This is a genomic window from Citrobacter sp. Cf072 (genome assembly GCF_030334485.1).
Taxonomy (GTDB): domain Bacteria; phylum Pseudomonadota; class Gammaproteobacteria; order Enterobacterales; family Enterobacteriaceae; genus Citrobacter; species Citrobacter freundii.
This window is the reverse complement of record NZ_JAOWDX010000047.1, coordinates 844,710-857,600: the sequence shown is the minus strand read 5'-3', so window position 1 is coordinate 857,600 and position 12,891 is coordinate 844,710. Positions and strand designations below refer to the sequence as shown.

Genomic DNA, 12,891 nt, shown 5'->3' with positions numbered 1-12,891 from the left:
ATGGTGTTATTTTAGATAAGCACGCAGAAGATGGCCGATCTCAGCCATGCGCACAGCTCGCTGGTCTGGTGTTGTCTCCCCACTGACCAGTTCATCTTTCAGGTGGATCTCAACCATTTCGCCCATCAGACCATTGGATGCGCCGCGTACGGCGGCAATTTGTTGCAGGATCGACAGGCATGGTTCGCCAGATTCCAGTGCGCGCTCAAGCGCATCAACCTGACCGCGAATACGGCGTACACGAGTGAGAATGCGTTTTTTATCTTCGGGTGAATGCGGCATACGCCCTCCATATACTATAGGGGGGTATACTATCAGAATTTTTATGTAATTGTAAAAAACTAACAGCTATTTAATGAGGGGGTGACGACCAGGCCTCGTCAGATGAGCCCTGGTCGCCAGGTCACTGAATGGCTTTCTGAACTAATTTTTCCAGATTTTTTAAGGGTTGAATTGCCGCAGTATCTGGTCCATAAGTCTGTAATATCTCAACCGGATGATATCCAACGACTACACGTCCATCCGACTCTTCCCGAATCAATACTCTAAAGGGAAGGTCGAGCGCCATATCAGGATATGCCTGCATTAATGATGTGCCACCTTTAGGATTGCCAAAAATAATGACGGTTGTGGGTAACATGGTTAGTCCAGCATTTTTAGCCTCTTTCGCATGATCAAATTCGCCAAAAAAAACAAGATTATTACTCTCAATGGCAGCGATGAGATGCTCTCTGGTCTGCTGGTAATTATAAGTACTATACGTTTTGATCATGGTATTCCCGGTGTTGGCAGCATGACTGGTTACCGTCATAAGCAGATACAGTGCAACTGTGATAAATATATTTTTTAGAGACCGAAGCATCACAACATCCTTAATTTAACGATAGTCTGGAAAGCTATCTAAGACCAGCGGATACTTTGCCGGTATAATCTCTCTCGTGCTGATTCTGTGCAAGGATACACTTGGCAGAATGCACCATCGCAATAAGACCCGCAGCCATCATTATCGTGTCTTTTAAGACCAGTCGCCCGGCGCCAGAAAGATAGGGAAACCCGGTGTGATAATCCTGGCCACTTACCCATGTTTCTGGTGTAAATATCAGGAATGTCAGAGTGACAAAAGGAGTTAAGAAGGCAAGTGTTGCCCCCCAAAAGCCGATTTTTGGTGATACATAATGAGCAAGAATTAATAATGAAAAAATGACTTCAACAATACCAAGTCCGGTAGAGTACCCATAAGTATTATTCGCATGATGCCATGCGCGGTTAGCCTCTATTAATTCGCCCTCATGGTTCATAAACTGAGTATAATTACTCGGATCGTTATAAAAGAAAGACATAAATGGGCTATTAGCTACAAAAGGAACGATGCTATCTGCTTCATAGGGAATGAACTTCAACAATCCTATCCACATAAATACAATGGCAATAGAAATGCGACAAAGATTTATTCCCACGTTTTCTTTCGTTGAAACATATTGGTATAGTTTATCCATCATATCCAGAGGTCCTGTGTTGTAGAAATCACGACCTTTATAACCTTGTTATTTATATGCCTATATGTTCAGGAATCTATAATTTTTGTTTGATCGTCTGGATAGGTCAAAATATAGACTATGGATAAGTTCGGTTGAGTGGAATGAACTCCTTGTTTTTCAGTTTGGCTATCAAACTACTTGCAGCAACTCATTGTATAACGTGGTGAAAGCATGTCTCTCTTCATCGCCCACGGTTGCTGTATCCCTTGTCCGGCAAAGTAGAGCGTTCCTTTACCCTTTTCCCTGATACCTCCATCAGTTTATCGCTGTTACGCCGCGGCGTTAGGTTGTCGTCAAAAAGATTCAGTTCACCGTACGTATCGGCAACCAACCTGACATGATCAATTTTTACCAATCCATACCCCAGGCTTACAGCATTAATATGCTCCCACGTCAATAACCACTAAAAGTTAATGGTTTATAAAACAATTTAACCTTACAATAACCATACTTTTTCATGTCTTAAGTTTAAGCTGGAGAAAAAAATGGAGCTCAGCCGGAGGCAGTTCTTTCGAATCTGCGCGGGCGGTATGGCAGGAACAACTGTTGCATCTCTCGGATTCTTATCATCTTTTTCCGTTCACGCGGAAACCCGTCAATACAAACTCTTAAAAGCAAAAGAGACACGTAATAACTGTACGTACTGCTCAGTAGGCTGCGGCATGCTGATGTACAGCCTTGGCGATACAGCCAAAAACGTCAAAGAAAGTATCTACCATATTGAGGGCGATCCGGATCATCCGGTGAGCCGTGGATCGTTGTGCCCTAAAGGCGCTGGCGTGCTGGATTATATTCATAGTGAAACCCGTCTGCAGTATCCCGAATATCGCGCACCGGGTTCGGATAAATGGCAGCGTATTAGCTGGGATGATGCGATTAATCGTATTGCCCGACTTATGAAAGATGACCGCGATGCCAACTTTATTGAGAAAAATGCCCAGGGCGTTACCGTCAACCGATGGTCCACCACGGGCATGCTATGCTCCTCAGCGGCAAGTAATGAAACCGGGATCCTCGACGGTAAATTTGCTCGCGGACTAGGTATGGTCGCTATCGACTGTCAAGCACGGTTATGTCATGGCCCCACCGTTGCTGCTCTTGCACCAACGTTTGGACGTGGTGCGATGACCAACAACTGGGTCGATATTAAAAATGCCAACGTAGTGCTTATTATGGGCGGTAATGCCGCTGAGGCACATCCGGTAGGCTTTAAATGGGTAGTCGAAGCGCAAACTAAAAACGACGCCACCGTGGTGGTAGTCGACCCGCGTTTTAACCGTAGCGCCGCCGTCGCCGATCTGTATGCGCCAATACGCGCGGGTTCCGACACCGCATTCCTGCTCGGTGTAATCCGTTATCTGCTCGAAAACAACCAGGTGCAGCACGACTATGTGCGCCATTACACCAACGCCAGCCTGATTATCCGTGATGACTATCAGTTCGACGACGGCTTGTTCAGTGGCTATGACGATAAAAAGCGCCAGTACGATAAATCGAGCTGGTTCTATCAGCTTGACGAACAGGGTAATGCCCTGCGTGATGAAACATTGTCTCATCCACGCTGCGTGTGGAATTTGCTGAAAGCCCACGTCGACCGCTATACGCCAGAAATGGTTAACCGGTTGTGTGGGACCTCAGTGGCAGATTTCAATCGTATCTGCGAAATTCTCGCCAGCACCAGCGTGCCTGACCGCACCGCTACTATTCTGTATGCGTTGGGTTGGACACACCACTCCGCCGGGGCACAGATTATCCGCGCCGCCGCTATGCTCCAGTTGCTACTGGGCAATATAGGCATGGCGGGCGGTGGCGTTAACGCCTTACGTGGCCACTCCAATATTCAGGGCTATACCGATCTTGGCTTGTTGTCGACGAACCTGCCGGGCTATATGCCGCTGCCGTCGGAAAAACAGCCAGACTACCAGACCTATATTTCGCAAATCACGCCGCCTGCGCTAGGCGTGAATGAGGTCAATTACTGGCAAAATACGCCGAAGTTCTTTGTTAGCATGATGAAAAGTTTCTGGGGCGACAATGTAACAGTGGAAAATAACTGGGGCTACGACTGGCTACCTAAATGGGATCGCCTGTATGACGTAATGACCCAGGCTGAATTGATGCTCGAAGGGAAGATTAATGGTTACATCGTTCAGGGCTTCAATCCGCTGGCGGCGTTTCCAGATAAAAACAAATCAACTCGCGCGCTTTCAAAACTGAAATATATGGTGGTTATCGATCCGCTGGTCACTGAGTCGTCCAATTTTTGGCAAAATCATGGCGAGATGAACGATGTAAACCCGGCAGATATTCAGACCGAAGTTTTCCGTCTGCCCTCTTCCTGCTTTGCTGAAGAAAATGGTTCAATCGCTAACTCAGGGCGTTGGTTGCAGTGGCACTGGGCTGCGGCAGAACCACCAGGTGAAGCCTTACATGACGGGAAGATCCTTGGTCGCCTGTTTATGCGGCTGCGCGAGTTGTATCAACAGGAAGGTGGAGCGAATCCGCAACCCTTGTTGAATATTGCCTGGAATTATAAAGATCCCTACGACCCACACCCAGAAGAGATTGCGCGTGAAGCAAATGGCCAGGCGCTTGAAGACCTTTATGATGACAAAGGCCAGCTTATAGCCAAAAAAGGCCAGCAGCTCAGCAGCTTTGCACAGTTGCGCGATGACGGCTCGACCAGCAGTTTCTGCTGGGTCTACTGCGGAAGCTGGACAGAACAAGGCAACCAGATGGCCAATCGCGACAACAGCGATCCGTATGGTCTGGGCTGCACACCGGGCTGGGCGTGGTCATGGCCTGCCAACCGCCGTATTCTCTACAATCGCGCTTCGGCCGATCCATCAGGAAAACCGTGGGATCCCAAACGAACCCTGCTGCATTGGAATGGCAAAAAATGGGCCGGTATGGACGTAGCCGACTACGGCCAGGCCGCACCGGGCAGCAACGTTGGTCCGTTTATCATGAATCCGGAAGGCGTGGCGCGTCTGTTCTCCATCGACAAAATGAACGACGGGCCATTCCCGGAACATTACGAACCCATTGAGTCGCCTATTGGTACCAACCCGCTGCACCCGGATGTTGTATCCAGCCCGGTTGCGCGTATCTACCATGACGATATCGCCAATATGGGTAAAGCGGATGCCTTCCCGTACGTCGCCACAACTTACTCCATTACCGAACTGTTCCGCCACTGGACCAAACATGCGCTGCTCAACGCCATTGCTCAACCCGATCAATTCATCGAAATCGGTGAGGCGCTGGCGAGCAAAAAAGGCATTGCGGCAGGTGATACGGTGAAAGTGATGTCGAAACGCGGCTTTATCAAAGCGAAGGCGGTGGTCACCAAACGTCTGCAAACGCTGACGATCGATGGTAAGCAAGTCGATACTATCGGTATCCCTTGTCACTGGGGCTTTGAAGGCGCCACACGCAAAGGGTTCCTCGCCAATACGTTAACGCCATCGGTGGGTGACGCGAACTCGCAAACACCGGAGTATAAAGCGTTTCTGGTCAACATCGAGCGAGCGTAAGGAAGGGAACTCATGGCTATGCAATCACAAGATATTATTAAACGCTCGGCGACGAACAGCATCACGCCGCCGCCCCAGGCGCGGGATTACCGTGCAGAAGTGGCAAAATTAATTGATGTCACTACCTGTATTGGCTGTAAAGGCTGTCAGGTCGCCTGCTCAGAGTGGAACGATATTCGCGATGAAGTGGGCTACTGCAACGGCGTCTACGACAACCCGACCGATCTCAGCGCTAAGTCCTGGACGGTGATGCGCTTTAGCGAAACCACCCAGAACGACAAGCTGGAATGGCTGATCCGCAAAGACGGCTGCATGCACTGCGCCGATCCCGGCTGTTTGAAAGCCTGTCCATCCGCTGGAGCAATCATTCAGTATGCCAACGGGATTGTCGACTTTCAGTCCGAGCACTGTATTGGCTGTGGCTACTGCATTGCTGGCTGCCCGTTCAATATTCCGCGACTTAATCCCGAAGATAACCGGGTCTACAAATGTACGCTGTGTGTTGACCGGGTCAGCGTGGGCCAGGAACCGGCCTGCGTGAAAACTTGTCCGACCGGCGCTATCCAGTTTGGCACCAAAAAAGAGATGCTCAATGTAGCGGAAACTCGCGTGGCGCAGTTGAAAAAACGCGGCTATGCCAATGCGGGCATCTACAACCCACAAGGGGTCGGCGGCACCCACGTGATGTATGTACTTCATCACGCGGATCAACCATCGCTGTACCACAATCTGCCGGATGAGCCAAAAATCGCCGCACCAGTGAACCTCTGGAAGGGGATTTTAAAACCACTCTCCGCCGCCGGATTTATCGCCACCTTTGCCGGGCTGATTTACCACTACGTGGGAGTCGGCCCAAACAAAGAGACGGATGATGATGAAGAGGAGAACGGTCATGAGTAAAAGCAAAATGATTCTGCGCACCAAATTCATCGACCGTGCTTGTCACTGGACGGTGGTAATAAGCTTCTTCCTGGTGTCGCTTTCCGGTATTGCGCTGTTCTTCCCGACGTTGCAATGGCTCACCGAAACTTTCGGTACACCGCAAATGGGGCGAATTCTACATCCGTTTTTCGGGGTGATGATTTTCATCGTGCTGATGTTTATGTTCGTCCGTTTTGTACACCACAACATTCCCGATAAACAGGACCTTCCCTGGATTAAAGGGATCGTTGAGGTACTTAAAGGCAATGAGCATAAAGTCGCTGATGTGGGGAAATACAACGCAGGGCAGAAAATGATGTTCTGGAGCATCATGAGTCTAATTCTGGTATTACTGATTACCGGCGTTATTATCTGGAGGCCCTACTTTGCCCATTATTTCTCAATTAACATTGTTCGTTGGAGTTTGTTAATCCACGCGACAGCAGCCATTGTGCTGATCCACGCCATTCTGATCCATATGTACATGGCGTTTTGGGTAAAAGGTTCAATTAAAGGTATGATCGAAGGGAAAGTGAGTCGACGCTGGGCGAAGAAACACCATCCTCGCTGGTATCGTGAGGTTGAACTTACTGAAGAAAAAGCACCGGAATTAGAGTCTAAATAAAATCAATAAGACCGCTGTTATTCAGCGGTCTTATTCTCTCAATGGCCCAGTGATATGCTGCGGTGCTGCGAGACCTGATTATCAGGCGAATAAAAGGCCCTCCCAGACCCTATCCAACCCGCAGCAAATCACTGTATCTCGTGGTATAACGCGGTGAGAGCATATCTCGCTTCATCGCCCACGGTTGTTGTATACCTTGTCCGGCAAAATAGAGCGTTCCTTTACCCTTTTCAGCATTGAGCGTATCCAGAACGGCCATCAGCTTATCACTGTTATGCCGTGGAGCGTTGTCATCAAAAAGATTCAACTGTGCAACACCTGAGCTAAAAAAATCGCCCAGCATGACCCCTGCTTTTTGATAACGTAGCCCCTCTCGCCATATTGCATCCAGGCTACATGTGGACGCCCTTATAATTTCCCGACTATCCTGGGTTGGTGTCAGCAGTTTTATCGATGCGCTGTTACCGTAATACGGTTCATTCAGGGAAAATGGGCTGGTTTTGATAAACGTAGAGATAAACCGGCAGAACTGGTGCTCTCTGCGCAGCTTTTCCGCAGCACGTGAAGCATAGGTACAAATTGCCTCTCGCATCGCGTTGTAATCCGTGAGTTTTTCACCAAACGATCTTGAGCAGATAATTTCCTGCTTAACTGGCGCAAACTCCTCCAGCTCCAGGCAAGGTTCACCGCGCAATTCCCGCACAGTGCGCTCAAGCACAACATTGAAATGTTTGCGGATAAAGCGAATATCGGTATCTGCCAGGTCGCAGACCGTTTTAATGCCCATAGCGTCAAGTTTTTTACTGATACGGCGTCCAACACCCCAGACTTCATCAACCGGAAGCGCAGTCATCAGCTTACGCTGGCGCTCAATATTCGAGAGATCCACCACCCCGCCAGTCTGTTCCTGCCACTTTTTGGCAGCATGGTTAGCCAGCTTGGCCAGGGTTTTGGTCTGGGCGATACCGACCCCAACCTTGAGGCGTGTTTTTTGTAAAATGGTTGCTCTGATTTCCCGACCAAAATCCGTCAGATCCCGGCAGTTTCGCACGCCCGTTAAATCGCAAAAGGCTTCATCAATACTGTACATCTCCACACGCGGCGACAGCTCCTCCAGAATCGACATCACCCTGCTGCTCATATCCGCATACAATTCGTAGTTCGAACTAAAACAGAACACGCCATAGCGCCTGAACAGATCTTTCTGTTTGAAATATGGTGCACCCATATTAACGCCAAGCGCTTTTGCCTCCGCACTACTGGCAATGACACAGCCATCGTTATTTGAAAGAACGACAACGGGTTTGCCCTTCAGATCGGGCCGGAATGCCGACTCACAGCTGGCATAAAATGAATTAACATCCACCAGCGCAAACATAATCAGCCCGCAGATTTAATGATGAATGTCACCACGCCAAATATATCCAGCGTGTCCTCGCTGCCGATCATGATCGGCGCGTAGGCGCTGTTCTCTGGCTTCAACATCACCACAGGATGCAATTGCAGGCGCTTAACGGTGAATTCGCCTTCAATAGCAGCAACCACAATGTCTCCGTGGGCCGCTTTTCTGGCACTGTCGACTACCAGCAAGTCGCCAGCACCGATCCCTGCCCCCATCATGGAGTCGCCAGACGATTTAACAAAATAGGTTGCGCTGGGATGCTGCACCAACAGATCGTTGAGATCGATACGTTTCTCAACGTAATCCTGCGCAGGAGAGGGAAAACCGCAGGGCACGAGATCGCTAAATAGCGGGAAGTGTTTGATTTCGCGGTGTTCAACTGGCTGGAAAAACAACATAATAATCTGCCTCTCATGTAACTGTGTTTATATACAGTAGTTTTAATGAAGACAGTGATCAAGTGACAAGTGTGGCGAATTGAGCGTTGTTTAACCATCTTGTCGATAAGCTTTTATGATGTCTGGAAAAATAATCGGCTAAAAAAATGCCCCACATTTGCGGGGCATTACCTCAGGAGCGTTTTCGCGGCATCATGCGCAACAACGTATTGTCCTTCCAGAAATAGTGATGCATCAGGGCAGCACCAGCATGCAGAGCAATAACAAAATAACCCAGATTTGCCAGCGTCACGTGCCAGGACTTCAGCATATCCACTAAATCAAAGTTGGCCTCTGGCGCATGCGGCATAACGATGCCGAATGCAATCCACGGGTTACCCCGGTTGTACATCATCACCAGCCCAATAATCGGCAGGACAATAAACAACAGATAGATAACCAGATGCCCCAGATGCGCCATTCCGGTCATCATCGGCTTCGGTTTTGGCACAATCGGCGGAGCCGGGTATTTCAGCCTGACCAGCAGACGCGCCACCATCAGCGTTAAAATAGTGATACCGCAGGAGACGTGCACCATGTTGAACAAGGGGCGATAGCTGCGCGGGAAAAATCCGCGAAACTCCATGGCGCTGTACGCCACAATAACCAACAAAAAGACCAGCCAGTGAATACCGATTTGCAGGCCAGAATACTTATTCCCCATAACACTTCCTGAATAAAAACAATAATGCGTCAACATAACGGGCTTTTGTTAAAAATTCATTAACTTTTGTTCACCCATTTTCAGTCGCTTACGCTTAACCGCAAGAACCGCTATTGCCGAGGATGCCTGTCTGGACTAAGCCTGGTAGGGAAAATATGTCGTACCGCCTCATCCTGACAGGAGAAAACCATGAGTAAAATTGGCATTAACGGTTTTGGTCGTATCGGTCGTCTGGTATTGCGTCGACTACTGGAAGTCAAAAGTAACGTGGAGGTTGTGGCCATTAATGACCTCACCTCGCCCAAAATTCTCGCCTATCTGTTAAAGCACGATTCAAACTACGGCCCGTTTCCCTGGAGCATCGACTTTACCGAAGACGCGCTGATTGTCGACGGTAAAAAAATCGCGGTTTACGCAGAAAAAGAGGCCAAAAATATTCCGTGGAAAACGACTGGCGCTGAGATAATCATCGAATGCACCGGTTTTTATACCTCGACAGAAAAAGCCAACGCGCACCTGGATGCAGGGGCCAAAAAAGTGCTGATATCCGCCCCGGCTGGCGATATGAAAACCATCGTCTTTAACGTCAACGACGATACAATGGATGCGAACGATCGGATTATCTCGGTCGCATCGTGCACCACTAACTGCCTCGCACCGATGGCGAAAGCCCTGCACGACAGCTTCGGTATTCAGCTTGGCACCATGACCACCATCCACGCCTACACGGGAACGCAGTCGCTGGTTGATGGACCTCGCGGGAAAGATCTGCGCGCCTCACGGGCAGCAGCGGAGAATATCATTCCCCATACCACCGGAGCCGCCAAAGCCATTGGTCTGGTCATTCCGGCATTGAGCGGAAAATTAAAAGGCCACGCCCAGCGTGTTCCGGTGAAAACAGGATCCGTCACGGAACTGGTATCGGTATTGGGGAAAAAAGTCACTGCTGAAGAGGTCAACAACGCGCTGAAAAAAGCCACGCAAGACAATGAGTCATTTGGTTATACCGATGAGGAAATCGTCTCGTCAGATGTCATTGGCTCGCATTTCGGTTCGGTATTTGATGCGACACAAACCGAAATTACCGAAGTGGGCGATCTGCAACTGGTAAAAACAGTCGCCTGGTACGATAACGAATACGGTTTTGTCACCCAACTTATTCGTACGCTGGATAAATTTATCAAGCTCTAATGTTCTGGCGGAGGCTCGCCTCCGCCCTCTTTCATTTTCCGCGAATTCAATACGTTGTGAGTCTCTCCCCGTTTTCGATTCACTGACTGTGCTATAGCTAACCTTTGCCACTGAGGGAGCATAGTAATGGAAGCACTGAGTCGTGAAACGTTAGAAAACATGATGGAGCAAGCCGTTGCTAAGGCCACCACCGTCTCATTCTGGCCGCAGGGTGAAGCCCCCGGAGCAAAAAACAGCGATGCGGTGTTTACGCCTGAACCCCGACATACAGGAACATCTCAGTATGATCGTGCGGTCACCGGTATTCGCGCCCCGGAAATTACCGTTTATGCCCCCGCAAAACCTAACGGCATAGGGATCCTTGTCACGCCAGGCGGCTCTTATCGTCGCGTGGTGATGGATAAAGAAGGCAGCGTACTGGCACCGTTCTTTAATGCTCGCGGTTATACCCTGTTTGTGATGACCTACCGTATGCCGGGTGATGGCCATGAGGAAGGCGCAAACGCGCCGCTGGCCGATGCCCAGCGCGCCATGCGCTACATTCGCGCCAACGCCCATGAATGGAAAATTAACCCTGATCGTATCGGTGTGTTGGGCTTCTCTTCCGGTGGTCACGTGGCCGCCAGTCTGGGAACCCGGTTTGCCGAAACGGTTTATATGCCGATAGATAACGTAGACGAGCAACCTGCGCGCCCTGCGTTTATGGCACTGGTGTACCCGGTTGTCACTCTGCGCGAAGACATCGGTCACTCGGGATCTCGTCTTGAGCTGGTTGGCGCTAAGCCCGAAAAGGAAGATCTGCGCCACTATTCTCTGGAAGAACGCGTGGATAGCACAACGCCGCCGACATTCCTGCTACACGCCATTGACGATCCGGCGGTGAAGGTAGAAAACAGCCTGGTCTTCTTTAATGCGCTACGTGAGCAGGGCGTTCCGGTCGAAATGCATCTGTTTGAACGCGGTAAGCACGGATTTGGTATTCGCGATGCGCAAGGGTTACCGCTGGCCATCTGGCCGGAAATGATGATGAACTGGGTAGCCACTAAAGTGTGAGGATGGCGCCGGGTGGCGTACAGACTCACCCGGCGAAAAACTTAGGACTGCAGATACACCACTTGCGTTTGCAGGTATTCGTTCAGACCATGTTTACCATCAGCCCCGCCAATCCCGGACTTACGCCAGCCAGCGTGGAAGCCCTGCATCGCCTCGAAGTTTTCACGATTAATATAGGTTTCGCCAAACTTCAGCCCCTTAATCGCCTTCATTGCCGTATTCAGATTCTGCGTATAGATCGATGAGGTCAGACCGTAGTCGCTGTCATTGGCCATTGTCAACGCCTGTTCCAGCGTATCAAACGCCACCACCGGCAGCACCGGACCAAACGTCTCCTCGTGCATAATCGCCATCTCCTGGCGCACGTCTAACAGTAACGTCGGCGGGTAGTAATAACCTTTGCCGACAACAGCCTTACCGCCCAGCGCCACTCTGGCCCCTTCCTGCACCGCTCGTGCGACTTTCTGCTCCACACGATCCAGCGCAGCGGCGTTAATCAGCGGCCCCATCGCAATGTCATTGCGTTCGGCCGGATTGCCAAACTGCACGGCTTTCATCGCCTCACCCAAACGATTAACGAACTGGTCATAGATACCTTTCTGAACGTATACGCGCTCAGCACAGTTGCATACCTGTCCGGTATTGATCACCCGCGAGTCAACAATGGCCTTCACCGCCAGCTCAAGATCAGCATCGTTCATCACGATAGCCGGAGCTTTACCACCCAACTCCAGACAAACTTTAGTGATGTTTTTGGCCGCTGCGGCCATAATTTTCTCGCCCGCACCGACGCTGCCGGTCATACTCACCATCGCCACCTTGGGGTTTCCGGCCAGCTCCTGACCGACCGTTTCACCGCGTCCCAGCACCAGATTAAAGACCCCACGCGGTAAACCAATGTCATCAACAATTTTGGCAAAGGCGATGGCGTTATTCGGTGTGAATTCACTCGGCTTAATGACAATGGTATTCCCCGTCAGCAAGGCGGGAGCCAGTTTGCGGGCAATCAGGAAAAACGGGAAGTTCCACGGCAGAATGCCCGTCGTCACGCCCAGTGCACGCTTAAACAGCAGGATATTCTCACCCGGGCGATCGCTTTGCAGGATCTCACCTTCATAGCGACGCGCCCACTCCGCCATGTAATCGATATAGTCGGCGGTAAACGCGACTTCAACGTCAGCCAGTTGTCGAATTTTTCCACCTTCCGCCACAATCAACGCGCTGATTTCATCGGCTCGCTGGCGGATACCCGCAGAAATTTTGCGTAACCAGTTTGCCCGTTCAATGGCAGGCAACGCTTCCCATTGCGGCTGAGCGCGATCCGCGGCATCGATCGCTTTACGCGCGTCTTCGGCACGCCCATCGGGAATACGCGAGATAATCTCTTCCGTGGCCGGATTGACGACATCAATCCAGGCGTCATCGTGCCAGGTCACAAACTGCCCATCGATATACATAGGATGTTGTACGGGTACTGACATGCGGCTCTCCTGTGATTGATTTGTTTTTAACAAGTAAAACTAT

At 50.2% G+C, this 12,891-nt stretch carries 12 protein-coding genes and 1 pseudogene; 5 read left to right on the top strand and 8 right to left on the bottom strand.

Annotation, left to right across the window (positions count from 1 at the left end; genetic code table 11):
- Window positions 1–6 precede the first annotated feature (6 nt).
- The 4 genes and pseudogenes from OGX66_RS22880 to OGX66_RS22865 all read right to left on the bottom strand — a co-directional run.
- Window positions 7–282 (bottom strand): metal/formaldehyde-sensitive transcriptional repressor, encoded by a 276-nt coding sequence (locus tag OGX66_RS22880; protein ID WP_003020296.1) that lies wholly within the window; start codon window positions 280–282, stop codon window positions 7–9.
- Between the two features lie 121 nt (window positions 283–403).
- A complete protein-coding gene (locus OGX66_RS22875) occupies window positions 404–862 on the bottom strand; it encodes a DUF302 domain-containing protein (protein WP_174329258.1) in 459 nt (152 codons plus the stop codon).
- A gap of 34 nt (window positions 863–896) precedes the next feature.
- A complete protein-coding gene (gene rclC / locus OGX66_RS22870) occupies window positions 897–1,496 on the bottom strand; it encodes a reactive chlorine resistance membrane protein RclC (RefSeq protein ID WP_071696153.1) in 600 nt (199 codons plus the stop codon).
- A gap of 176 nt (window positions 1,497–1,672) precedes the next feature.
- Window positions 1,673–1,848: pseudogene (locus OGX66_RS22865) on the bottom strand (DUF4113 domain-containing protein); the annotation flags it as partial.
- A gap of 175 nt (window positions 1,849–2,023) precedes the next feature.
- Between OGX66_RS22865 and fdnG the strand changes: the two are divergent.
- The 3 genes from fdnG to fdnI are packed head-to-tail and all read left to right on the top strand — an operon-like array spanning window position 2,024 to window position 6,620.
- A complete protein-coding gene (gene fdnG, locus OGX66_RS22860; RefSeq protein ID WP_270921821.1) occupies window positions 2,024–5,074 on the top strand; it encodes a formate dehydrogenase-N subunit alpha in 3,051 nt (1,016 codons plus the stop codon).
- A 12-nt stretch (window positions 5,075–5,086) separates the two neighbouring features.
- The gene (gene fdxH / locus OGX66_RS22855) at window positions 5,087–5,974 is read left to right on the top strand and encodes a formate dehydrogenase subunit beta (RefSeq protein ID WP_003020306.1); all 888 of its coding nucleotides are present in this window, start codon (window positions 5,087–5,089) and stop codon (window positions 5,972–5,974) included.
- The gene (gene fdnI, locus OGX66_RS22850; RefSeq protein ID WP_003020312.1) at window positions 5,967–6,620 is read left to right on the top strand and encodes a formate dehydrogenase-N subunit gamma; all 654 of its coding nucleotides are present in this window, start codon (window positions 5,967–5,969) and stop codon (window positions 6,618–6,620) included. The genes fdxH and fdnI overlap by 8 nt, the downstream gene beginning before the upstream one ends.
- A gap of 109 nt (window positions 6,621–6,729) precedes the next feature.
- Here fdnI and OGX66_RS22845 read toward each other — a convergent pair whose 3' ends face one another.
- The 3 genes from OGX66_RS22845 to cybB all read right to left on the bottom strand — a co-directional run bounded on the left by OGX66_RS22845 (window position 6,730) and on the right by cybB (window position 9,123).
- Window positions 6,730–7,998, bottom strand: a complete 1,269-nt coding sequence (locus OGX66_RS22845; protein ID WP_048232098.1) for a Y-family DNA polymerase — start codon at window positions 7,996–7,998, stop codon at window positions 6,730–6,732.
- Between the two features lie 2 nt (window positions 7,999–8,000).
- Window positions 8,001–8,420 (bottom strand): translesion error-prone DNA polymerase V autoproteolytic subunit, encoded by a 420-nt coding sequence (locus OGX66_RS22840; RefSeq protein WP_003020321.1) that lies wholly within the window; start codon window positions 8,418–8,420, stop codon window positions 8,001–8,003.
- Window positions 8,421–8,592: 172 nt separating this feature from the next.
- Complete coding sequence (cybB, locus tag OGX66_RS22835) at window positions 8,593–9,123, bottom strand: cytochrome b561 (RefSeq protein ID WP_044700084.1); 531 nt, start codon at window positions 9,121–9,123, stop codon at window positions 8,593–8,595.
- A gap of 189 nt (window positions 9,124–9,312) precedes the next feature.
- Here cybB and gap point away from each other — a divergent pair, with 189 nt between their 5' ends.
- Together gap and OGX66_RS22825 are read left to right on the top strand one after the other, a co-directional pair.
- Complete coding sequence (gene gap, locus OGX66_RS22830; protein WP_003020325.1) at window positions 9,313–10,314, top strand: type I glyceraldehyde-3-phosphate dehydrogenase; 1,002 nt, start codon at window positions 9,313–9,315, stop codon at window positions 10,312–10,314.
- 126 nt (window positions 10,315–10,440) lie between these two features.
- On the top strand, window positions 10,441–11,367 hold the full coding sequence (locus tag OGX66_RS22825; RefSeq protein ID WP_003843756.1) for an alpha/beta hydrolase: 927 nt from the start codon (window positions 10,441–10,443) through the stop codon (window positions 11,365–11,367).
- A gap of 41 nt (window positions 11,368–11,408) precedes the next feature.
- Here OGX66_RS22825 and aldA read toward each other — a convergent pair whose 3' ends face one another.
- Window positions 11,409–12,848 carry an aldehyde dehydrogenase gene (aldA, locus tag OGX66_RS22820; protein WP_257665797.1) on the bottom strand — a complete coding sequence of 480 codons (1,440 nt, stop codon included), beginning with the start codon at window positions 12,846–12,848 and terminating at the stop codon, window positions 11,409–11,411.
- Window positions 12,849–12,891: the final 43 nt, after the last annotated feature.

Excerpts from the sequence above, each read along its gene's own strand:
- OGX66_RS22880 (WP_003020296.1), bottom strand. The coding sequence starts at position 282 with ATGCCGCATTCACCCGAAGATAAAAAACGCATTCTCACTCGTGTACGC.
- OGX66_RS22875 (WP_174329258.1), bottom strand. The coding sequence starts at position 862 with ATGCTTCGGTCTCTAAAAAATATATTTATCACAGTTGCACTGTATCTG.
- rclC (WP_071696153.1), bottom strand. The coding sequence starts at position 1,496 with ATGGATAAACTATACCAATATGTTTCAACGAAAGAAAACGTGGGAATA.
- fdnG (WP_270921821.1), top strand. The coding sequence starts at position 2,024 with ATGGAGCTCAGCCGGAGGCAGTTCTTTCGAATCTGCGCGGGCGGTATG.
- fdxH (WP_003020306.1), top strand. The coding sequence starts at position 5,087 with ATGGCTATGCAATCACAAGATATTATTAAACGCTCGGCGACGAACAGC.
- fdnI (WP_003020312.1), top strand. The coding sequence starts at position 5,967 with ATGAGTAAAAGCAAAATGATTCTGCGCACCAAATTCATCGACCGTGCT.
- OGX66_RS22845 (WP_048232098.1), bottom strand. The coding sequence starts at position 7,998 with ATGTTTGCGCTGGTGGATGTTAATTCATTTTATGCCAGCTGTGAGTCG.
- OGX66_RS22840 (WP_003020321.1), bottom strand. The coding sequence starts at position 8,420 with ATGTTGTTTTTCCAGCCAGTTGAACACCGCGAAATCAAACACTTCCCG.
- cybB (WP_044700084.1), bottom strand. The coding sequence starts at position 9,123 with ATGGGGAATAAGTATTCTGGCCTGCAAATCGGTATTCACTGGCTGGTC.
- gap (WP_003020325.1), top strand. The coding sequence starts at position 9,313 with ATGAGTAAAATTGGCATTAACGGTTTTGGTCGTATCGGTCGTCTGGTA.
- OGX66_RS22825 (WP_003843756.1), top strand. The coding sequence starts at position 10,441 with ATGGAAGCACTGAGTCGTGAAACGTTAGAAAACATGATGGAGCAAGCC.
- aldA (WP_257665797.1), bottom strand. The coding sequence starts at position 12,848 with ATGTCAGTACCCGTACAACATCCTATGTATATCGATGGGCAGTTTGTG.